The following is a 20,762-nucleotide window of genomic DNA, read 5'->3' as shown; positions in this document are numbered from 1 at the left end:
GTGGAACACACGCCCGTGGCGATCGTGGGCGGCGGCCCTGCAGGGCTGCTGCTCTCGCACCTGCTGCACCGCTCCGGCGTCGAGCACGTGGTGCTGGAGGCCCGCTCGCGCCACGAGATCGAGCACACGCACCGGGCCGGGATCCTGGAGGCGAGCTCGGTGCAGACCCTCGTCGACGCGGGCCTGGACCGGGTGGTCCGCGAGGGCGACCGGCACGACGGGATCGTCCTGCGGTTCGACGGCGAGGACCACCACATCGACCTGACCGGGCTCACCGGACGCAGCGTGTGGCTCTACCCGCAGACCGCCGTCTTCATCGACCTGGCGACTCGGCGCGAGGCCGACGGCGGCGACATCCGCTGGGAAGCCACGGTCACCCAGGTGCTCGACCGCGACACCGACCGGCCCGGCGTGCTCTGGACCGACGCCCAGGGGGCGACCCACGAGCTGCGCTGCGACGTGCTCGTCGGGGCCGACGGCTCGCGCTCTACCCTGCGGCACACGCTGCCCGAGGCGCAGCGCCGCACCTTCTCCCACGAGTACCCCTATGCCTGGTTCGGCGTCATCGTCGAGGCACCGCGCAGCGCGCCCGAGCTCGTCTACACCGCCTCCGAGCACGGTTTCGCGCTGATCAGCCAGCGCACCGAGACCCACCAGCGCATGTACTTCCAGTGCGACCCAGATGCGGACCCGAGCGGCTGGAGCGAGGACCGGATCTGGGCCGAGCTGCAACGCCGGGTCGCCGGGCCCGACGGGTTCCGGCTCATCGAGGGCCCTGTCGAGGAACGGTCGGTGCTGCGCTTCCGGTCCTCCGTCGTGGAGCCCGTACGGCACGGCCGCATGCTGCTGGCCGGCGACGCCGCACACTCCGTCCCACCCACCGGAGCCAAGGGCCTCAACCTGGCGCTCGCGGACGTCGTCGTGCTGCACGACGTGCTCGAGACGTGGCTCGCCAAGCGGGACGACGCGGTGCTCGACGAGTACGGGAGCAGGGTGTCCGAGCGGGTGTGGCGCGCACAGCACTTCTCCGCGTGGATGAGCGGCATGCTGCACTCCCACCCCGGCGAGTCCGGCTTCGCGGCCCGGCGCCGCGTTGCCGAGCTGCGCACCCTCACCTCCTCGGAGGCCGGCCGGCGCTTCCTCGCCGAGGGGTACACCGGCTGGGGTCCCGTGCTCGGGGGTCCCGCGTCGTGAGCGCGGGCGACGCGCGGACGACGTCGAACGGTGAGGTCGAGAGGGAGATGACGATGAACGAGACAGGGCCCGACACCGCGCTGGATACCGCGGCCGAGTCGCAGGCGCAGCTCAGCGCCGAGATCGAGGCCGGGCACGACGCGTATCAGAAGGGCCTGGAGGAGGGCGCGCCGGAGGAGCTCGGCCCGCGGCGCGACTGGCCCCCGTACCGCAGTTCGCTCCTGCGCCACCCGACCAAGGACCTGCACCACGCCGACCCGGAGACGATCGAGCTGTTCGCCCCCGTCTTCGGCGAGCGCGACATCGGGGCGCTGGAGGCCGACCTGACGGTGCAGCACAACGGTGAGCCGATCGGGGAGCGGATCGTGGTCCGCGGCCGCGTGGTCGACGGGCAGGGGCGGCCCGTACGCCGCCAGCTCGTGGAGGTCTGGCAGGCCAACGCCGCCGGCCGGTACATCCACAAGCGCGATCAGCACCCGGCGCCGATCGACCCCAACTTCACCGGGATCGGGCGGATGCTGACCGACGACGACGGCTGGTACCAGTTCCAGACCATCAAACCCGGCCCCTACCCCTGGAAGAACCACTTCAACGCGTGGCGCCCGGCCCACATCCACTTCTCGCTCTTCGGGCGGGAGCTCACGCAGCGCATCGTCACGCAGATGTACTTCCCCGGAGACCCGCTGTTCCCGCTCGACCCGATCTTCCAGTCGATCCAGGACCCGCGCGCCCGGGACCGCCTCGTGGCGACCTATGACCACGACGTGTCGCAGCACGAGTGGGCGACCGGATACCGGTGGGACATCGTGCTGACCGGGTCCCACCGCACCTGGACCGAGCCGGAGGACGGCGATGAGTGACGTGGTGACAGCGCCGGCGCGTGAACCGGCAGAGGGGCTGCTCGGGCCGACCCCTGGGCAGACCGTCGGGCCGTTCTTCGGCTACGCGCTGCCGTACACGCGCGGCAACGAGCTGGTCGAGCCCGGCACGCCCGGCGCCGTGCGCCTGCACGGGACGGTGTACGACGGCGCGGGCGCCCCGGTGCCCGACGCGCTGATCGAGATCTGGCAGACCGACCCCGCGGGGAAGGTCGTGGCGCGCTCCGGATCCCTGCTGCGGGACGGGACGTTCACCGGCTGGGGCCGCGCCGAGACCGACCGCGAGGGCGGCTACTGGTTCCGCACCCTGAACCCGGGTGCCACCGAGCCGGGCCGTGCGCCGTTCTTCGTAGTGACCGTCTTCGCCCGGGGCCTGCAGGACCGGCTGTTCACCCGGGCCTACCTGCCGGACGCCACGACCGACGACGCAGCCGACGGCGTCGCGCTCATCCCGGGCGCGCTGGAGAACGACCCCCTGCTCGCCTCGCTCGAACCCGAACGGCGCGCCACGCTGGTCACAGCCCGCGAGCCCGACGGCTCGCTGCGCTTCGACGTCCGGCTGCAGGGGGAGGGGGAGACCGTGTTCCTCACGTACGACGAGGGGCCCGCGGCGGGCAAGGACGGCGTCGGTGCCTGACGTCGGCCTGCTGTGGCCGGGGGCGGACGGCGACGACGTCACCGACGACGTCGCCGTCCTGCGGGCGCTGCTGGCGGCCGAGGTGGCGTGGGTCCGCGCTCAGGCCGCCGTCGGGCGGGTTCCTGGCGGGGAGGCGGACGCCGTCGGGGCGGCGTCCGCGGAGCTCGGCGGTGCCGCCGCCGAACGGCTCGCGCGCGAGATCGCCGCCGAGTCCGCGGGCGGCGGCAACCCGGTGATCCCCCTGCTGGCCCGGCTGCGAGCCGCTGTCCCCGAGCACGCCGCGACAATTCACGCGGGCCTGACCAGCCAGGACGTGCTCGACACCGCGCTCGTCCTGGTGCTGCGCGACGCCGCGCACGCCGCCGTCCGCGATCTCGACCGGGCGTGCGTGGCGGCAGCCCGTCTCGCACGTACCCATCGCGACGCCCCGGCCCTGGGGCGAACGCTCGCCCAGGCCGCCGTCCCCACCACGCTGGGAGCCCGGTTCGCGGGCTGGCTCGGCGGCCTGCACGCCGCCCGCCGGTTCCTCGCGGACGCCGCCGGGGCTCTCCCGCTCGCCTACGGCGGCGCTGCCGGTGAGCTCTCGGGCGTTTCCCGGCTCACCGACGACCCGTTCATCCTCGTCGACGCCTGGGGTGCGGAGCTCGGCCTGCCAGTCCCGCCCGGCCCGTGGCACACCACGCGCACGCCCATGACGCGGGCGGCGGCCGGCCTCGCCGAGACCTGCGCCGCGTTCGGGCACGTAGCGGGCGACGTGCTCCAGGGGGTGCGCCCTGAGATGGGCGAGCTGCGCGAGCCGGCGGCTCCGGGCCGGGGGACGTCGTCGGCCATGCCGCACAAGCGCAACCCCGTTCTCTCCGTGCTGCTGCGCCGGTCGGCGATCGCGGCGCCGCACCTGGCCGCGACCGTCCAGAGCGCGGCCGGCCTCGCCGTCGACGAGCGGTCCGACGGCGCGTGGCACGCCGAGTGGCCGACACTGCAGCAGCTCGGCCGGCACGCCGTCGTCACGGCTCGCCTCGGCGCCGAGCTGCTCGAAGGGCTCGAGGTCGACACCTCGGCGGCCGCGCGGAACCTGCACGCCGCGCTACCCGACGCGCGCGGCGTCGGGGTCGCGCCCACCGTCGTCGACCGCGTGCTCGCTCGGCTCGCCGCCACTGGCGATTCCGCACCTGACGAGACCGGCTTGGAGGAACCATGACCGCCGCTCCCGCGCTCGGTGCCAGCGCCCACGCGCTCACCGACAGGACCCGGCCGCTGCTCGTGCTCGGACCGTCACTCGGCACCAGCGTGACCGCGCTGTGGCAGGACGTCGTGCCGCTGCTGACCGGCGACATCGACGTCGTCGGGTGGGACCTGCCGGGGCACGGCACGGCGCCCGCCCCGGAAACCGCCGACCTCGCCGGGCTGACGATCGCAGACCTTGCGCGGGGGCTGCTCGACGTCGTCGACCGGGCTCAGGCCGAGCGGGGCGACGTGGGTGCCCCGTTCTGGTACGCGGGCGTCTCCGTGGGTGGTGCCGTCGGGCTGCAGCTCCTGCTCGACGCGCCCGACCGCTTGCTCGGTGCGGCCCTGATCTGCACCGCGGCCCGGTTCGGCGAACCCGGACCATGGCTCGAGCGGGCACGGCTCGTCGAGGCCGCGGGTACGCCCACGCAGGTCGTCGGCTCGACGCAGCGCTGGTTCGGCCCCGGGTTCGTCGAGCGGGAGCCCGAGGTGGTGCTGCGGCTGCTCGCCGGCCTGCACACGGCCGACCGGTTCGGCTACGGCGCGGTGTGCCGCGCCCTCGCGACCTACGACGTGCGCTCGCGACTCACCGCGGCCCCGGTGCCCGTCGTCACGATCGCGGGCGAGTACGACGTCCCCGCGCCGCCCGCCGCGCTCGAGGAGATCGCCCGGGCCGTCGGCGCGGTCCGCACGGAGGTGCTCGACGGCGTCGCGCACCTCGCCCCGGCCGAGGCTCCCGTCCGCGTGGCCGACCTCGTGCGCGAGCTCGTGACCGTGAGGGCCGTCCGGTGACCGGCGATCACGGGACGGACACCGGATCCGAGCCCGTGCCCAGCGGCGCCGACGAGGGGATGCGGGTGCGGCGCGAGGTGCTCGGCGACGCGCACGTCGACCGGGCGACAGCGGGCGCGACGGAGTTCACCGCAGAGTTCCAGGACCTCATCACCCGGTACGCATGGGGCGAGATCTGGACCCGCCCGGGCCTGGACCGGCGCAGCCGCTCGATGATCACGCTCACGGCCCTGGTCGCGGGCGGGCACTGGGGCGAGCTCGCGATGCACGTGCGCGCGGCGCTGCGCAACGGGCTCACCGTCGACGAGCTGCGCGAGGTGCTGCTGCAGACCGCGATCTACTGCTCGGTGCCGAGCGCCAACCACGCGTTCGCGATCGCCCAGGACGTGCTGCGCGAGGAGGGGCTCCTCTGAGCACCACCGGACCGTCGGTGAGGGCCGTACGGCGCGGGCTCGTCCTCGTCGGCATCCTGGCGATCGCCGCCAACCTGCGCGCTGCCCTCACCGTGGTAGGCCCGGTCGCCGACGACGTCGCATCCGACCTCGGCCTCGCGGCGTCGCAGGTCTCGCTCCTGGTCTCCCTGCCGCTGCTGTGCTTCGGCGCGTTCGCGGTCCTCGCACCGCGGCTCTCGGCACGCTGGGGGTTCGAGGCGACGAGCATGATCGCCCTCACCGCGCTCGGCGTCGGGATCGTGGCCAGGTCGCTGCCGTGGGCCGGTGCCCTGTGGGCGGGCACCTTGCTCGTCGGCGCAGGCATCGCGACGCTCAACGTCGCGCTGCCTGCCCTGGTCAAACGGGACTTCCCGAACATGGTCGGGCGCGTGACGGGCGCGTACTCGGCGACGCAGTCCGCCTTCGCGGCGGTGGCCGCGGTCGTTGCCGTGCCCCTGGCCGGTACGCAGCCCTCGGGATGGCGCCTCGCGTTCGGGGTATGGGTCGGGCTGACATTGGTGGCGCTGGGTCTCGTCGCACCCCAGCTGCGTGGTGCGCCCCGGCCGCGTGCCGTCGCGACGGCGCCCGTGGAGGGTGTGGAGGGCGTGGAGGGCAGGGTGCCCTGGCGCAGCGCCCTCGGGTGGCAGGTCGCCTGCTACATGGGCCTGCAGTCCACGTTCTACTACTCGGTCATCACGTGGTGGCCATCCGTCGAGACCGCCGCAGGTTTCGCGCCTGGTGATGCGGGCGCGCACCAGGGGGTCCTCCAGGTCGTCGGGATCGCCGCATCTCTCGTCGCGGGCCGGCTCATCGATCGAAGCCGAGCGCGCGGGCAGAGCATGCTGGTCGCGGCGTTCTCCGGCCTGTCGGTCGTCGCCGTCGTGGGGGAGCTTCTCGCCCCCGGCTGGTGGGTCGTCTGGATCGTGCTGCTCGGAGCGGGGACCGCCTCGGTGTTCGTGACCGCGCTCTCGTTCTTCGGGCTGCGTACGGAGAGTCACGCCCAGGCCGCCGCCCTGTCGGGTATGGCCCAGGCGTTCGGCTACGGGCTCGCCGCGCTCGGACCGCTGCTCATCGGTGCCCTGCACGATGTGACGCTGGGCTGGAGCGTTCCACTGTTCGTGCTCCTGGCGATGAAGGTTCCGGAGATCGCGCTCGGAATGCTAGCGGGCCGCAACCGGGTGATCGGCACCGGATGACAAGCCGGGCGCGATGCGGCCATAGGCCTGGAGAGTCTTGAGGCGAGCCAGGGTCAGGTAGCCGCCCCACTCATGGGCGACGAGCGGGGTCCACATCAGGAAGTTGGGCTTCCATCCGCCGTCGTCCTGCTGCGCCTTGAGCAGGGCGTCGAGATGGAGGTCGATCACCTCGTCGCTGAACAGCCCGCGGGCCAGCGTCCGTGGCGTCGGCGCGAAGTCGAGCGGGGTGTGGACGTGACCTTCGGCGTCGGGGTCGAGTGCAACCGGCGCGAGCAACGCCTCGGACAGCCGCGCGAACTCCTTCTCCGCCCGGTCGCGGTCCGGGACGCGCTCCAGGAACGCCAGGATGGACAGCGCGTCGTAGTCCCCGACCTCGGTCGTCGCTGCGATCTTCCTCCAGCAGAACTCGGTGGCGTCCGCGAGCCAGCGATGCTCGATCCCGTGGGCGTGGAGCAGTCCGGCGATCGGGGCGGTCGGATTCAGCGCTGCCGGAGCCGGGTCGCCCTCCGGCTGCCACCAGGGAGCACGTTCGTCGTCCACGACGCTCGGCAGCACCCACGGCACGCCGCCGTCCGGGGTCCTGCTGGACTCCAGCCAGTCGCAGGCCGCCGGCACCGCCGCGTCGTCGAAGGCGTCGATCTCGTCGAGGATCCAGAAAGCGATCTCGATGCCCTGCGGCTGACTGCTCGCACCGCGCAGATCCGGCTCGATGGCGTTCCCGAACCCGCCGTCAGGGTTCTGGTAGGCATGGACGGCCGCTCGGATCGGGGCAGCGGATCCGCCGCGGAACAGCCTGGCGAACCGGAGCCGATCGACCAGCCGGGCGTTGAGCATCAGGTAGCGCTCGGCAGCGGCCAAGGCCTCTGCTGTCAGGGTCTTCATTCCGGTACCTCCTCTCCGTGCCTCTCTACCGTGATCTCCGGCGTCACGACAAGGCCGGCAGGACATCCGTGGCCACGGCGTCGAGGACCGCCTCATCACCCGCGAACGGCCCCTCGCCCCGAGGCCACGGCGCCAGGACGTCGGTGAAGCCGAGCTCTGCGGCACGGCCCAGGAAGTCGCGGTAGACCTCGACGCTCGAGAGGCTGAAGACCGGCGCGGCGTCGGTCTGGAGGAAGCGGCGGACCGTGGCCGGGTCGCGTGACTCGGCGGCCAGGGCGTCGTCGAACCGGGCCGACAGCTCGGCCAGCGACTTCCACCACCCGTCCAGGGTGTCGTGGACCGTGCCGACGGTGATCCAGCCCTGGCCGTGCCGGGCGGTCAGCGCCAAGGCTTTCGGCCCGTTCGCAGCCAGCACGAACGGTGCGCGCGGACGCTGGACGCAGCCGGGCGCGGTGCGGGCGCCCACGGCCGTGTAGTACTCGCCGGAGTAGTGGACCCGGTCCGTGGTCAGCAGCGCGTCCAGCAGCTCCACGAACTCCTGGTACCGCCTCGACGGGCTCGCGGCCTTCGTGGTGCCGCCGAAGACGTCGACGTCGTAGCCACCCACCCCGCCGGCACCGACGCCCACGGTCAGCCTGCCGCCGGACAGGTCGTCCAGCGCCATGATGTCCTGCGCGAACGGCATCGGGTGCCGGAAGTTCGGCGACGCCACCATGAAGCCCAGCTCGATCCGCGACGTCGCCAGCGCCGCCGCGCTCAACGTCGGCACTGAGCCGAACCACGGGCCGCCGACCAGAGGTCCCCAGCCCAGGTGGTCGAACGTCCACGCGTGGTCGAAGCCGTACGCCTCCGCCGCCTGCCACCTCGGCCTCGCCTCGGCCCAGCGGTACTCCGGAAGGATCGTGATTCCAGCCTTCATCGCTCTTCTCCTCTGCGTCGGTCCCACAGAACAGTGTCAGGGACAAGGACTGGGCGGGGTTCGAGGTAGTCGGCCAGACGATGGAGGACGCCGGCCGACCGGCGCCGGATCGCGCCGAGCCACTGACCGAAGCGGTCCTCCTGGACAGGGGCATTCGGCATCGCTGAACTGACGTCGTCGCGCGACACCTGGACGGCCAACCACCCGGCGAACAGGTCCATGGGCGAAACCTCCGAATCAAGAGTTCTGGTCCCGTTAGCGGTCACGTTAACGGTAACGTGACCGTTAACGGATCCTCGCAGAGGATCCCGACGACGTCAACGGTTCCCGGGGGATACAGAGCCACCCGGCGGCTACGATTCAGGTCATCATGACGAAGCAGCAGCACGGTGCAGCGGGGTCCGCCGGGTCAGAACCACCTCGGCGAGTCACCCTCAGGGACGTGGCCCAGGCGGCCGGCGTCTCGCATCAGACCGTGTCGCGGGCCATCAACGACAAGGGCGAGATCGACCCTGAGACCAGACGTCGCGTGCTCGACGCGGCGCGTGAGCTGCGGTATCGCCCCAGCCGATTCGCCCGCGGGCTGGTCCGGCCCGACACGATCACGGTGGGCCTGATCGTCCAGGACGTGGTCAACCCGTTCTATCCCGAGCTGATGGCCGGCGTGATCGAAGCGGCGGAGAACAAGGGATGGCAGGTCGTTGTCGGCAGTACCCAGAACGATCGCGACAACGAGCTGGCACTGGTGCGCTCGTTGGGCCGTCAGGTCGACGCTCTGATCGGCTTCCTGGACCATTCTGACGCCGAGCTGGCTCCCTACGTCGAGGGCGTGCCTCTCGTCGTCATGGACCGACATCAGAAGACGAGCCACGGCGTGGTGGACATCGACATCGAGACGGGCGTGCGGCACGGCATCCAGCATCTCGTCGAGCGCGGTCACCAGAAGATCGGCATGATCGATTGTCTGAGGGAGGACGGGCAGAGTGAGGACGGGCTCGAGCGCCGAGACTGCTTCCTGGCGGTGGTCGAAGAGCTTGGTCTACCGGTCGATCAGACCTGGATCGTCGCGGGCACGGAGTCGGTGGCGGGCGGTGAGGCCGGTTTCGCCGAGCTGCGCTCGAAGCACCCCGACGTCAGCGCGGTGTTCGCCTACAACGATGTCGTCGCCATCGGTGCCCATCGTGCGGCCCGGCGTCTGGGCCTCGATGTGCCGAAGGACTGCGCCGTGCTCGGCTTCGACGGCCTCAGCATCGGGGAGCTGCTCGACCCGCCGCTCACGACCGTCCACATCGACAAGCGCCGGATGGGCGAGCTCGCCATCGACCAGGTCGACGGACTGCTGAACGGCACGCCGGTGGAACACGCGCTGCTGCCGACCGAGCTGGTGGTGCGCGGCTCCACGTAAGCCGATCACTACAGGGGACGCGACCTCGACCACAGCTCCTCCGCCACGCTTCCCGGCGTGAACCCGAAGTGCTCCAGCATCGCCGTGGCCTCGGGAAAGCTGGCCGCGATCGCGTCGGGTGTGTGAGCGTCGCTGGCGAAGCTGACCATCCCGCCGCCTTCCTCGGCCCACCACTGCGGGATCCACGACCAGAGTCGTCGGGTGTTCATCTCGAGGGCTCGTCCGTCCTCGGCGATCGAGCGCATCGCCGCTCTGAACTCTTCCTCGAACGGGCGCGGGTCGAACGGTCCGACAGCTTCGGTCGGCCATTGCCGGATCGCGTAGTCGATGTGCGTGAAGACGTCGAACGCGTCCGAGCCCTGCACCATGACGGAGACCTCCGCCAGATAGCTGTGCATGACGGTCGCCGGATCGTGCTCGCGAAAGAGCGTGCGCGGTTCCGCACGACCGTCGCCGAGATCGAGAGTGTGCAGCGAGCCGAGGACCCGGTCGATCAGGTCCAGATCGACGATCTCTGCCGCCTGACTGCCGAACAGGTGCGGCTGTCCGAACTCCACTCCGGTGTGGATCCGGAGGTCGGGGAAGTCGTGACGCAAACGCTCGATGGCATCGAAATAGCCCTCCGCGTCGAACGGGGCGAAGTCGACGCGGCCGGCGTCGTTGATGAGGTCCTGCTGGTGTGGCATCAGGTCCTCGGGCTCGGCGCGCCAGGTATCCGGGATGTCGAGGTGCTCGGTGAAGAAGAGCGCCGGCAGCCCGATCTTGACGGCCTGGGCGCAGGTGGCGCGCATCCGTCCGACGGCGGTGGATCGCGGGCCGCCGGTGTCCCAGGACCACTCGCTGTGCACGTGGCTGTCGGCCGGCAGTGTCATGAGGCGATGCTCCCACTGTTTGTCGCCCGGCCCGCTGAGTGCGAAGCACTACACCCAGCGGGCCGGTACACAGTGGTTACCGTCTGGTCCATTGCTGGTTGGCTTGTCCGCTGCCGCAGGTCCAGAGATGGACCTTCGTGCCGTTGCTGGTGCCAAAGCCCGAGGCTCCAGGCACAGGCCGGACTGCACTCCGGTGATGGTGCCGTCAGCGTTCACGTTCCACCGCTGGTTGACCAGGCCGTTGCAGTCCCAGATGACCACCCGGGTGCCATTGCTGGTGCCCTGACCGTAGGCATCCAGGCACTTGTTGCCGTACACCATGAGCTGCTTGTCGGCGGTATAGGTCCACCGCTGGTTGGAGCCGCCCCAGCAGTCCCACAGCTGCACGTCGGTGCCGTTGGCGGTGCCGACGCCGGTGACCTCGAGGCAGCGGCCGGACTGGGCACCCACGATCTCGTTGCTGCCCGTGGTGCCGACGCTGCCCGGCACCGACCGAAGTGCCCCGTACCAGACCGCGGCCATCTTGTCGTAGCCGGTAGCGGTCGGGTGGACGCCGTCCTCCAGGTCGGCGGCCGTCAGGGCGCTGTGCATGTCGACCAGGTGCACGTTCTTCCCGGCGTTCACCTTGCTCTGCACGATGCCGGGGATCGCCGCGTTGAAGCTGTTCACCGCCGCCTCTCCATCGCCCCACCCGAGCGGAGTGATCTGCGCGACGAACACCTCGGCGTCCGGCGCCGTCGTGGTGATGCGGTCGATCAGTGCGGACAGCCGGTCCGGGGCGGTGGAGAGGTTGTAGTTCTGCAGGATGTCGTTGGTGCCGATCTGCAGCAGCACGCTGTGCGGCTGGTAGGTGTTCAGCCAGCCGACGACGTTCGCGTCGATCTGGTCGATACGCCAGCCGGGGTGGCCCTCGTGATCGTGGTCGCCAAGACTCGCCGGCCCGTTGAACTGCGACCCGACGAAGTCCGCGGCGTACCCGCCGTCGGCGAGGCGTTGCCACAGGCCGATCCGGTAGCCGCCGGGCGTCTGTGTGCCCTCGGTGATGGAGTCGCCCAGCGGCATGACACGCACGCCGCCGTTGGACTCCGCGCTGGCGGGACCGATCGGCGTCGTCACCATGGCCATTACGACACCGAGCGCCGCGATCGATCCGAGCCACCTAGCTCCTGTTCGCATCATTCGCTCCTTCAGCGCCGCAGGGTCAGCAGACCCGGCCGGTAGGGGAGGAGGCCGTAGTCCATGCCGTCACTGCTGGGGTCGCGCCCCTGGTAGAGGAACTGCAGGTTGCAGGGGTCGATGGTCTTGGTCTGGTCGGGGTTGGTGCGCACCAGATCGCCGTGGCTGATGTCGTTGGTCCAGGTGACACCAGTGTTGGCCTTGCCGGCGAAGGGGTTGCTCTCGGTGCCGGCCTGCGGGGTCCACGTGCCGTCGAGGCTGGAAGCCGTGAACGAGCGGAAGTAGCGACCGTTGTTCCCCATGGCCTCGACGATCATGAGGTACTGGTTCTGGCCCTGGACCTTGTAGACCTCGACCGCCTCGAACAGGTTCGCCTTCGTGTCGCTCATGACGAGCTCGTAGTCCGTGCCGAAGCTGCTCGGGAAGTCCCCGAGAGGCATGCTGGACCGGTAGATCTGGCCTTCGTCGTTGGCGAAGAACATGTACATGTTCTGGTCATCGGCGATGAGGGTCTGGTCGATGGGGTTGTTCACGGGAAGCTCCCCGTTGAAGAGCTCCTGGTGCGGGCCCCAGCTGTTGGGGTCGGCCGGGTTGGTCGACGTGCGGTAGGAGAACTTGTACGGCCAGCCCCACTGGTAGGCGAGCACCCAGACGTTCTTCGGGGCGAAGTAGATCAGCGTCGGGGCCACCGGGTTGAAGCCCGTCACCATGTTCTGGCCGGTCGAGGCCATATCGGACCAGTTCGTGAACGGGCTGAAGACCACCGAGTTCCAGCCGTCGCCGTCGTGCGTCGTCCCGTAGACGAGGTACTGGCCGTTGTGGCGGACCGCGGTGAAGTCCTTGAGCGCGACCTGCCCGTTCCGCGGCTCCGCCAGGGGGCCGGTCGATGTCCAGTTGTACGTCGACGGAAGGGTGCATGTGGCGTTGCCGCCGTCGACGCGGACGAGCTGCCATTGCTGGTTGTTGCCGCCCCAGTCGCTGAACTGCACGACGCTGGCGCCGTCGTTGGTCGCCGCGTTCTGGACCTCGACCGCTTTGTTGCTGTTGCGGTTGATCAGGCGGACGTAGCCGTCGGTGGAGTCGGCCAGCCGGAACTGCTGGTTGGTGCCGCCGTGGTCGGTCCACTGATGGATGGCGGCATTGTCGGCTGTCGACCAGCTGGAGACGTCGAGCACCTTGCCGGAGTGTCGAGCCTTGATCTTGTAGTAGCCGTCGCCGGCGTCCACGAACTGGAACTGCTGGTTGTTGGCGTTGGTGCGGGTCCACTGGTGGAGCGGGGCGCCGTCGGCGGTGGACACGCCGCTGACGTCCAGGGCCTTGCCGCTGTTGCGGTTCAGCAGCACGTACCAGGCGGTGGGGTCGACCGTCGCGGCGGCGGCCGGGCCGGTGACCGCGAAGATGCCGCCACCGGCCACCAGTGCCGCGACGGTGGCGGCGACGAACCGCTTGAGCCACGGACGTCGCCGGGACGGGGGTGCGATCGGCCGAGAGTGAAAAAACTCAGACATGATCCTCCTTGATCAAGAGCCGGGATCGTTCACGGCTAGCCCAGATTGTGAGCGCTAACACGCCGCCCGTCAAGGCTCGCCGTAGCCCGACACCCACCCGCGGTTGCGAGAACGTTTTCAAAGTGGCTGGCCTCGGGATACGGTGACCGTTGCACGGTGAGGAAGCCGACCCGGGGGCTCAAGGGAGAGCACTATGCGACGAGCACTTTCCGTTGTTCTGGCCACGACGGCCGCCACTTGCCTCGTGGGGGCGGCGCTGGCGCCCGTCGCCGTCGGGCAGGAATCCGACTCAGGAGGTTCCGGCACCGCGATCGACCTCCAGCCGAGGGACGAGCGCCAGACGGTCGAGGGTTTCGGGTTCTCGAGCGCGTTCCAGCGGGCCACGCTGCTGCACCAGCTCTCGGAGCCGCAGCGCTCGGAGGCCCTGGACCTCTTGCTGGGTCGGGATGGCGCCGCGCCGGACATCCTGCGGATCGGGATCGGCGGGCAGAGCCACGACACCTACGACGTGATGCTCTCGATCCAGCCGGAGGACCCGGGCGGTCCCGACGCCGAGCCGCAGTACCAGTGGGACGGGTGGGACAACGGCTCGGTCTGGTTCGCCCAGGAGGCCGAGGCGCGCGGCGTCGACCGCTTCTACGGCAACGCCTGGACCGCCCCGGCCTACATGAAGACCAACAACTCGGCCGTCCAGGGCGGTGCGCTGTGCGGTCTGTCGGGTGCGAGCTGCGCGAGCGGCGACTGGACCGAGGCGTACGCGAACTACCTCGTGGCGTGGGCCGACTTCTACGCACAGGAGGGCATCAACATCGAGAGCATCGCGTTCACGAACGAGCCGGACTGGAACGCGAGCTACGAGTCGATGCTGTTCACCCCGGCGCAGGCCGCGGAGTTCACGGGGATCTTCGGGCCCGTCGCGAAGGAGGCCGGGTACGGCGTGGTGTGCTGCGACTCGTTCGGCTGGGAGCAGGGCAAGCCGTACCTCGAGGCGCTCCAGGCCGACAAGGACGCGTGGCGCTCCCTCGACACGTACAGCGCGCACTCCTATGCCAGCCGGTCAGCGACGCCGGTCGACACCAACAAGCCGGTGTGGATGTCGGAGTGGGCGTCGTCAGCCTCGGCGGCCGGGTGGAACGAGAACTGGGACGGCGGCCAGGGCGTCGCCACCGATGGCATCGTCATGGCGGAGCACATGCAGGACTCGCTGACGCAGGCCCAGGTCACCGCCTACCTGTGGTGGCTCGGCGTGAGCCGGGGCGCGTCCGCGTCGCTGATCCAGGCGGACGTGCCGGGGGACACGTACCGGGTGTCGTCGCGCTACTACGTCTTCTCGGCGTTCAGCCGGTACATCGACCCGGGTGCCGTGCGGTTCGACGTCGAGCACGAGACGGACGGGCTGAAGGTCTCGGCCTACCGGAACCCGGACGGCTCGCGCGTGGTGCAGGTGCTCAACCTCAACCAGGCGGCGGTGAGCACTGACATCGACCTGCCCCGACCGGTGACGACCTACCTGACCGACAACGACCACGACCTGGAGCAGGTGGACTCGATCGCTACGCCGGGGCGCGGGGCGACGCGGCTGGAGCTGCCGGCGCGGTCGCTCGTCACGCTCGTATCGGGGCAGAGCTGAGCTGACGAGACGGTGACGCTATGGATCCCCGACAACCCAGCCGTGGCACGACCATCTACGACGTCGCAAAGGTCTGTGGTGTAGCGCCGTCGACCGTGTCCAGGGCGCTCAACCACCCCGGGCGGGTCAGCCCACGGACGGCACAGGCGATCCTCGATGCGGCGGACCGCCTCGGCTACCAGCAGCCCGCGCCGATCGCTCGAACCTCCACTCCGGTGATCGGTCTCGTTCTGTCGGACATCACCAATCCCGCGTACTTCGATCTGATCCGGGGTGCCGGGCTCGAGGCGGTGCGGCGAGGGGTGCCGATGGTCCTGGCCGAGACGCGGGAGTCGCAACAGACGGAGCGCGACACGCTCACTTGGGCCTCGACCAGCCTCGCCGGCGTCGTCCTCGTGGGGTCCCGGATGCCCCCGGTCGACGTCCGGCGGCTCGCCCGGCGCCTTCCAGTGGTGGTCGTCAACCGGGTGGTGCCGGGTGTGACGACCGTGGGCCTGGACAACGGGCAAGGAGTGCGTCTGCTCATGGTCCACCTGGCTTCGTTGGGCCACGACCAGATCCTCTACGTCGGCGGCCCGACGGCGTCCTGGGCCGACGTCGCGCGGTGGGCGGCAGCAAGAGATGTCGGCGCGGAGCTGGGAGTGCGGGTGCGTCGGAGCGGATCGCACGAGCCGACGATCGCCGGGGGAGAGCGGGCGGTCCGGGCCGTTGTGTCGTCAGGGGTGTCCGCGGTCGTCACGTACAACGACCTGGTCGCTATCGGGCTGCTGCGCGGCCTGACTGACCTGGGTGTCCGCGTGCCGGCGGACATGAGCGTCGCCGGCTTCGACGACACCTTCTGCGCGAGCTTCACCCGGCCGGCCTTGACCACGGTCTGCGCCCCTTACTCCGACGTGGGCGCGAAGAGCGTCTCCAACCTGATCGATCTCCTGACCGGCCTGCCGGTGGAACCGCGCCCGTCGATGCTGCCCGTATCGCTGGTGATCCGAGACTCCACAGGTGTGGCAAATCTTGGCAACACCGTTGTCGAGGAGCGGCCGACGAGCCAACAATCGGCGACAGTGGCGCTAACTGGCACCGGACCCGCGCCCACGGCTCAAGGACGAGTGGTGAGGTCACATGGATAGCGTTTCTCTGCGCTCCCGGCGGCGACCGGCGTCCCGCCTGGCGGGGATCGCCGCGGCCGCCGCGCTCGTGACGGGGGCCGTCGTCGCCCCCGGGGCCGCCGGCCCGGTCGAGGCCGACGCCAGAGCGCAGGCAGGACTGCAGGGCCAGTCAGGGGCGCGATCGATGGTCCTGTTCGGGGAGCGTCCCGGGTGGTTCCCGCTGTCGGTGGACGGCGACAGCACGCCAGTGGTCGTCAGCGGTCAGGACTTCGACGGCGTGGTCCGGGTCGCGGGTGACCTGGCGCTCGACGTCGAGCGAGTGACCGGTACGAAGCCAAGGGTCCTGGACGAGGTTCCGGCATCGGGTCCCGTTGTCCTTGTCGGCACCCTTGGACAGAGCCCGCTCATCGACGCGCTCGTCGCGGACGGCCGCCTGGACGTACGCGCCATCGAGGGCACGTGGGAGACGTCGCTCCAGGTCACGGTCCCACGGCCGTTCCCAGGGGTGCGTCAGGCGCTGGTCATCGTCGGGAGCGACCAGCGCGGCACGATCTACGGCGCGTACGAGGTCTCCCGGCAGATCGGGGTCTCCCCGTGGCACTTCTTCGACGACGTGCCGACCGCGCAGCACGACGACATCAGCATCCGCCCCGGTCGGCACACTCAGGGCACGCCGGCCGTGCGGTACCGAGGATTCTTCATCAACGACGAGGCGCCGAACCTCTCGTCCTGGGTGGCGGAGCACTACGGACCGGCTCCCGGCCATCCGCAGGGATTCGGGCACGACTTCTACGCCGACGTCTTCGAGGCGGCGCTGCGCCTCAAGGCCAACTACCTGTGGCCCGCGGTCTGGGGCCGCGCCTTCGCGGAGGACGATCCCGAGAACCACGCGACGGCGAAGCGGTACGGCGTCGTCATGGGAACGTCGCACGAGGCGCCGATGATGAGGGGCATCGAGGAATGGAACCGCGCCCCCGAGGCCTATGGCGGCACTGGGGAGTGGAGCTTCGTCCGCAACCGTGAGGCGGTGGAGGCGTACTGGCGCGACGGCGTCCGCCGCATGCGGGACGAGGACTTCGAGGGCGTGGTCACCCTCGGTATGCGGGGCAACGGCGACACCGCGCTCCCGGACGGCACCGGCAGCGAGCTCATGGAAGAGATCATGGCGTCGCAGCGCGAGATCCTTGCCGAGGAGCTGGGTCCCGGCACCGACGTCAGCCAGCTGCCGCAGGTGTTCACGCTGTACAAGGAGGTCCAGCGGTACTGGGAGCAAGGCCTGCAGCCGCCGGACGACGTCACGGTCGTGTTCGCCGACGACAACTGGGGCAACATGCGTAAGCTCCCCGACCCGAGCCTGCCGGAACGGTCCGGCGGCTACGGCCTGTACTACCACTTCGACTATGTCGGTGCCGCGCGCAACTACAAGTGGGTCGACACCACCAACATCGTCAATACCTGGGAGCAACTGCACACGTCCTACGAGTACGGGATCGACCGGCTCTGGATGGCGAACGTCGGGGACATGAAGAACGAGGAGCTAGCCCTCCAGTTCTTCCTCGACTACGCCTGGGACCCCTCGGCGTGGCCGGCCGAACGCCTGCCGGCATGGCTCGAGCAGTACGCCGCCCAGAGCTTCGGTACGGAGCATGCCGCCGAGATCGCCGACATCCTCCACGAGTACGGCGTGCTGCAGGCGCGGCGGAAGCCGGAGCTGCTGAACCTCCGGATGGACCGCAGCCCGTATCAGGACCCGACGGCGATGCCGCCGTCGATAGTCCAGTCGGCCACGAGCCCGTTCAACCCGACCAGCTATCGCGAGCTGGAGACCGTCACCGATGAGTGGCAGCACCTCGCGGCTCGTGCCGAGGCGGTGCGAGCCAAGCTGCGACCGGGCCTGGACGACGCGTACTTCCAGCTCGTCCACTACCAGGTCGCGGCCACCGCGAACGCGTACGAGCTGCGCGAGGCGCAGTGGCTCAACCTCCAGTACGCGGAGCAGGGGCGGGCCGGGGCGAACGCGCTGGCCGATCAGGCGGAGGAGCACTTCGCGCAGGACGTCGCGCTGAGCGACTACTACAACAACGATCTCGCCGACGGCAAGTGGCACAACTTCCAGCGGCAGCCCAAGTTCGGGTACACCACGTGGCAGGACCCGCCCCTGCCCGACCGGATCTATCCAGAGCTCAGGCGGACCGAGGTGCCCCGTCCTGCGGAGATGGGCGTGACGATCGACGGAGCCGGAGGTTTCGGTGCGGTAGTCGAGCCCGAGGTCGTCCATCAGGCGGAGGACGCCCGCATGGAGGGCGTGCAGGTGGCGAGCAACTGGTCCGGGTACACCGGGACTGGGTTCGCCAACCCGCTCAACGCGAGCGGCGACTGGGTCGAGTGGACCGTGGACGCGCTGGAGGCAGGCGCCTATACGCTGCTGTTCCGCTATGCGAACGGCGGTACGGGGGACCGGCCGATGGACGTCTCGGTCGGCGGCGAGATCGTCCGGCGGGCGCCGTTCCCCGCTACCGGAGCGTGGGGCCAGTGGAAGCATGCCGCGGTGCAGGTCGACCTGCCGGCCGGAGAGTCCACCGTCCGGATCACGAGCACCGGTGCCCGCGGGGTCAACGTGGACTATCTAGGGGTGAGTGCCGGCGCGGTGGACCCGGACCCGAGCGAGAACCCATGGTGGCCCCACTCGCCGGGAGCTGCTGTGCTCCCCGCGTTCAGTCCGTATCAGACAGCATCCGAGCAGTACATCGAGGTGTTCAACCGTGGCTCCGAACCCTTCCGGTACACGATCACTCCGAGCGTGGACTGGCTGACGGTCAAGGGCCGTACCGGCACCGTCGACGACCAGGCCCGGGTCGAGCTCGCTGTCGACTGGAGACGGGCGCCGAGCGGGACCACCCAGGTGCCGATCGAAGTCGTCGGGTCCGAAGGCACGACGGTCACCGTGCAGGCGGTCGTCGAGAACCCCGACCTCGCACGCGTCGCCGGTCACGTCGAGGCGCAGGGTGTGGTGTCCATCGAGGCCGGCCACCACAGCCGGGCGGTCTCGTCGAGGTCGGCGGGCTGGAAGACCATCGACGACATCGGCCGTACCGGCGACGGGGTCATCCCGTGGCCGGTCACCGCGCCGACCCAGGTGCCAGGTCCCGGCACCGCGCCGCGCCTGGAGTACCGGACGACGTTCACGTCTGCCGGCCCGGTTGACATCAGCGCGTACGTGTCGCCCCGGAACGCGGCACTGGCCTCGGACGGCCTGCGGTACGCGATCTCCGTCGACGACGGCGAACCCCAGGTGGTCGACATCACGGTGGGCTCGGACGACGAGCGCCTGAACAGCGTCTGGGGCCGGAGCGCCACGGACGCCGCCAGCACGACCACCACCCGGCACACGATCGACGAACCGGGGGTGCACACGATCAAGGTCTGGATGGTCGATCCGACCGTGGTGTTCCAGAAGTTCGTCGTCGATACCGGAGGCGAACGCTGGAGCTACCTCGGGCCGCCCGAGAGTGCCCGGCGTTGAGCGAGAGAAGTATTGACCGACAGCGCAGTTCCGACGACAGAGAGGGCAATGATGCTGCTTCCCAGGAGAACCGAAGAAGCGCGCTTCGATCCCGTCAGCAGGCGGGCCTTCCTCGCCCTCTCCGCCACCGCGGCGGCGGGTACGTACGGCCTGATGTCGGCACAGCCGGCTGCCGCGGCCCAGGTGCTCGTCCAGCCGTCGATACGGCAGCAGACGATCCAGGGCTTCGGCGGCATGAACCACACGGCCTGGATCAGTGACCTCACTGCGGCTCAGCGCGAGACGGCGTTCGGGAACGGTGCCGGGCAGCTCGGCTTCACGATCCTGCGCATCCCCGTCCACGAGGATCCGGGCCGCTGGAGCGGCGAGGTTGCGACGGCCCGGCGCGCGAGCGAGCTCGGCGCCAAGGTCTTCGCCTCGCCGTGGAACCCGCCCGCCGCGATGACGGAGGCGTTCTCCGGAGGTAAGCGGCTGCGCTACGACCAGTACGGCAACTATGCGCGGCACCTCAACGACTTCGTGCTCTACATGCGCGACCGCGGAGTGCCTCTCTACGGCATCTCGGTACAGAACGAACCTGACTACGCACATGACTGGACGGCGTGGACGCCTGCTGAGATCGTCCGATTCCTCCGCGAGAACGCCGGATCGATCGACACCAAGATCATCGCCCCGGAGTCCTTCCAGTACCGGAAGAACCTCTCCGATCCCATACTCAACGACTCCGGGGCACTCGCCAATGTCGACATCCTCGGAGCGCACCTGTACGGCACCGCGACCGCAGACCTCGACTACCCGCTCTTCAAGCAGAAGGGCGCGGGCAAGGAACTGTGGATGACCGAGGTCTACCACCCGGACAACCAGTCGGCCGAGGCCTGGCCGCGGGCGCTCGACACCGGCGAGCACATGCACAACGCTCTCCTGTACGGCCGATTCCAGGCGTACGTCTGGTGGTACATCCGCCGTTCGTACGGGCCGATGCGAGAGGACGGGCAGATCAGCAAGCGCGGCGCGAACATGGCGCACTTCTCGAAGTGGGTCCGCCCCGGCTACTGGCGGGTCACGGCCACCGCGAGTCCCCAGTCGAGTGTCTACGTCACCGCATTCACGAACGGCTCGAAGCTCGTGATCGTGGCGATCAACAAGACCGCCGCAGGGGTCTACCTCCCGTTCAGCGTGGAGGGCGCCGGTTCCGGTGCGTTCGCGACCTGGGTGACGGACGCCAACCGGACACTTGCTCCGTACAACAGGGTGGTCATGACGACCGGCTCGTTCAACGCCGAGCTGCCGGCGTACAGCATCAGAACCTTTGTCACCGAATGACGCGGCGCGCCGGACCCCGACGCGACGCCCTGACCAGGGGGACGACGACGAGTCTCTGACACCCCA

General features: G+C 70.1%; 17 protein-coding genes. 12 read left to right on the top strand and 5 right to left on the bottom strand.

From position 1 onward, the window contains the following. Genes EW117_RS26395 through EW117_RS26365 form a run of 7 tightly spaced genes read left to right on the top strand, consistent with a single transcriptional unit; the run spans position 1 to position 6,352 of the window. The gene (locus EW117_RS26395) at positions 1–1,194 is read left to right on the top strand and encodes a 4-hydroxybenzoate 3-monooxygenase (protein ID WP_242504581.1); all 1,194 of its coding nucleotides are present in this window, start codon (positions 1–3) and stop codon (positions 1,192–1,194) included. Between the two features lie 53 nt (positions 1,195–1,247). After that, entirely contained in the window at positions 1,248–2,054 is an 807-nt protein-coding gene (pcaH, locus tag EW117_RS26390) for a protocatechuate 3,4-dioxygenase subunit beta (RefSeq protein ID WP_242504580.1), read from the top strand. Then, positions 2,047–2,709, top strand: a complete 663-nt coding sequence (gene pcaG, locus EW117_RS26385; protein ID WP_129789700.1) for a protocatechuate 3,4-dioxygenase subunit alpha — start codon at positions 2,047–2,049, stop codon at positions 2,707–2,709. The genes pcaH and pcaG overlap by 8 nt, the downstream gene beginning before the upstream one ends. Continuing rightward, positions 2,702–3,907: a lyase family protein gene (locus EW117_RS26380; protein ID WP_129789699.1), complete on the top strand. Its 1,206-nt coding sequence runs from the start codon at positions 2,702–2,704 to the stop codon at positions 3,905–3,907. Before pcaG ends, EW117_RS26380 begins: the two co-directional genes overlap by 8 nt. Beyond that, positions 3,904–4,725 (top strand): alpha/beta fold hydrolase, encoded by an 822-nt coding sequence (locus tag EW117_RS26375; protein ID WP_129789698.1) that lies wholly within the window; start codon positions 3,904–3,906, stop codon positions 4,723–4,725. The genes EW117_RS26380 and EW117_RS26375 overlap by 4 nt, the downstream gene beginning before the upstream one ends. A 59-nt stretch (positions 4,726–4,784) precedes the next feature. Next, positions 4,785–5,138, top strand: coding sequence for a 4-carboxymuconolactone decarboxylase (gene pcaC, locus EW117_RS26370; RefSeq protein ID WP_129789715.1), 354 nt, complete (start codon positions 4,785–4,787; stop codon positions 5,136–5,138). A gap of 17 nt (positions 5,139–5,155) precedes the next feature. Next, a complete protein-coding gene (locus EW117_RS26365; protein ID WP_207212069.1) occupies positions 5,156–6,352 on the top strand; it encodes an MFS transporter in 1,197 nt (398 codons plus the stop codon). Here the strand turns inward: EW117_RS26365 and EW117_RS26360 are convergent. After that, positions 6,317–7,234, bottom strand: a complete 918-nt coding sequence (locus tag EW117_RS26360) for a hypothetical protein (protein WP_129789697.1) — start codon at positions 7,232–7,234, stop codon at positions 6,317–6,319. The genes EW117_RS26365 and EW117_RS26360 overlap by 36 nt on opposite strands. 43 nt (positions 7,235–7,277) lie before the next feature. Next, on the bottom strand, positions 7,278–8,153 hold the full coding sequence (locus EW117_RS26355) for an LLM class flavin-dependent oxidoreductase (RefSeq protein WP_129789696.1): 876 nt from the start codon (positions 8,151–8,153) through the stop codon (positions 7,278–7,280). Positions 8,154–8,523: 370 nt separating this feature from the next. Between EW117_RS26355 and EW117_RS26345 the strand changes: the two genes are divergently transcribed. After that, a complete protein-coding gene (locus EW117_RS26345; RefSeq protein WP_129789694.1) occupies positions 8,524–9,558 on the top strand; it encodes a LacI family DNA-binding transcriptional regulator in 1,035 nt (344 codons plus the stop codon). Positions 9,559–9,566: 8 nt separating this feature from the next. Here EW117_RS26345 and EW117_RS26340 read toward each other — a convergent pair whose 3' ends face one another. From EW117_RS26340 to EW117_RS26330, 3 genes are read right to left on the bottom strand one after another with little or no spacing between them, the layout of a single operon-like run. After that, positions 9,567–10,430 carry a PHP domain-containing protein gene (locus EW117_RS26340; RefSeq protein ID WP_129789693.1) on the bottom strand — a complete coding sequence of 288 codons (864 nt, stop codon included), beginning with the start codon at positions 10,428–10,430 and terminating at the stop codon, positions 9,567–9,569. Positions 10,431–10,478: 48 nt separating this feature from the next. Next, positions 10,479–11,606 carry a ricin-type beta-trefoil lectin domain protein gene (locus tag EW117_RS26335; RefSeq protein WP_207212067.1) on the bottom strand — a complete coding sequence of 376 codons (1,128 nt, stop codon included), beginning with the start codon at positions 11,604–11,606 and terminating at the stop codon, positions 10,479–10,481. A gap of 11 nt (positions 11,607–11,617) precedes the next feature. Continuing rightward, the gene (locus EW117_RS26330) at positions 11,618–13,114 is read right to left on the bottom strand and encodes a non-reducing end alpha-L-arabinofuranosidase family hydrolase (RefSeq protein ID WP_129789692.1); all 1,497 of its coding nucleotides are present in this window, start codon (positions 13,112–13,114) and stop codon (positions 11,618–11,620) included. A 193-nt stretch (positions 13,115–13,307) separates the two neighbouring features. Between EW117_RS26330 and EW117_RS26325 the strand changes: the two genes are divergently transcribed. From EW117_RS26325 to xynC, 4 genes are read left to right on the top strand one after another with little or no spacing between them, the layout of a single operon-like run. Beyond that, positions 13,308–14,744 (top strand): glycoside hydrolase family 30 protein, encoded by a 1,437-nt coding sequence (locus EW117_RS26325; RefSeq protein ID WP_129789691.1) that lies wholly within the window; start codon positions 13,308–13,310, stop codon positions 14,742–14,744. A 20-nt stretch (positions 14,745–14,764) separates the two neighbouring features. Further along, entirely contained in the window at positions 14,765–15,871 is a 1,107-nt protein-coding gene (locus EW117_RS26320; RefSeq protein WP_129789690.1) for a LacI family DNA-binding transcriptional regulator, read from the top strand. Continuing rightward, on the top strand, positions 15,864–19,373 hold the full coding sequence (locus EW117_RS26315) for a glycosyl hydrolase 115 family protein (protein ID WP_129789689.1): 3,510 nt from the start codon (positions 15,864–15,866) through the stop codon (positions 19,371–19,373). The genes EW117_RS26320 and EW117_RS26315 overlap by 8 nt, the downstream gene beginning before the upstream one ends. A gap of 48 nt (positions 19,374–19,421) precedes the next feature. Next, entirely contained in the window at positions 19,422–20,696 is a 1,275-nt protein-coding gene (gene xynC, locus EW117_RS26310) for a glucuronoarabinoxylan endo-1,4-beta-xylanase XynC (protein ID WP_207212066.1), read from the top strand. Positions 20,697–20,762: the final 66 nt, after the last annotated feature.

It is taken from the genome of Promicromonospora panici (genome assembly GCF_900608595.1).
Taxonomy (GTDB): Bacteria; Actinomycetota; Actinomycetes; order Actinomycetales; family Cellulomonadaceae; genus Promicromonospora; species Promicromonospora panici.
This window is presented reverse-complemented; position numbering and strand designations above follow the sequence as displayed.

Bases quoted from the DNA above. Each gene is read 5' to 3' on its own strand.
- EW117_RS26375 (WP_129789698.1), top strand. From the start codon at position 3,904: ATGACCGCCGCTCCCGCGCTCGGTGCCAGCGCCCACGCGCTCACCGAC.
- pcaG (WP_129789700.1), top strand. From the start codon at position 2,047: ATGAGTGACGTGGTGACAGCGCCGGCGCGTGAACCGGCAGAGGGGCTG.
- pcaH (WP_242504580.1), top strand. From the start codon at position 1,248: ATGAACGAGACAGGGCCCGACACCGCGCTGGATACCGCGGCCGAGTCG.
- EW117_RS26355 (WP_129789696.1), bottom strand. From the start codon at position 8,153: ATGAAGGCTGGAATCACGATCCTTCCGGAGTACCGCTGGGCCGAGGCG.
- EW117_RS26325 (WP_129789691.1), top strand. From the start codon at position 13,308: ATGCGACGAGCACTTTCCGTTGTTCTGGCCACGACGGCCGCCACTTGC.
- xynC (WP_207212066.1), top strand. From the start codon at position 19,422: ATGATGCTGCTTCCCAGGAGAACCGAAGAAGCGCGCTTCGATCCCGTC.
- EW117_RS26345 (WP_129789694.1), top strand. From the start codon at position 8,524: ATGACGAAGCAGCAGCACGGTGCAGCGGGGTCCGCCGGGTCAGAACCA.
- EW117_RS26320 (WP_129789690.1), top strand. From the start codon at position 14,765: ATGGATCCCCGACAACCCAGCCGTGGCACGACCATCTACGACGTCGCA.
- EW117_RS26360 (WP_129789697.1), bottom strand. From the start codon at position 7,234: ATGAAGACCCTGACAGCAGAGGCCTTGGCCGCTGCCGAGCGCTACCTG.
- EW117_RS26330 (WP_129789692.1), bottom strand. From the start codon at position 13,114: ATGTCTGAGTTTTTTCACTCTCGGCCGATCGCACCCCCGTCCCGGCGA.
- EW117_RS26315 (WP_129789689.1), top strand. From the start codon at position 15,864: ATGGATAGCGTTTCTCTGCGCTCCCGGCGGCGACCGGCGTCCCGCCTG.
- EW117_RS26340 (WP_129789693.1), bottom strand. From the start codon at position 10,430: ATGACACTGCCGGCCGACAGCCACGTGCACAGCGAGTGGTCCTGGGAC.
- pcaC (WP_129789715.1), top strand. From the start codon at position 4,785: ATGCGGGTGCGGCGCGAGGTGCTCGGCGACGCGCACGTCGACCGGGCG.
- EW117_RS26335 (WP_207212067.1), bottom strand. From the start codon at position 11,606: ATGCGAACAGGAGCTAGGTGGCTCGGATCGATCGCGGCGCTCGGTGTC.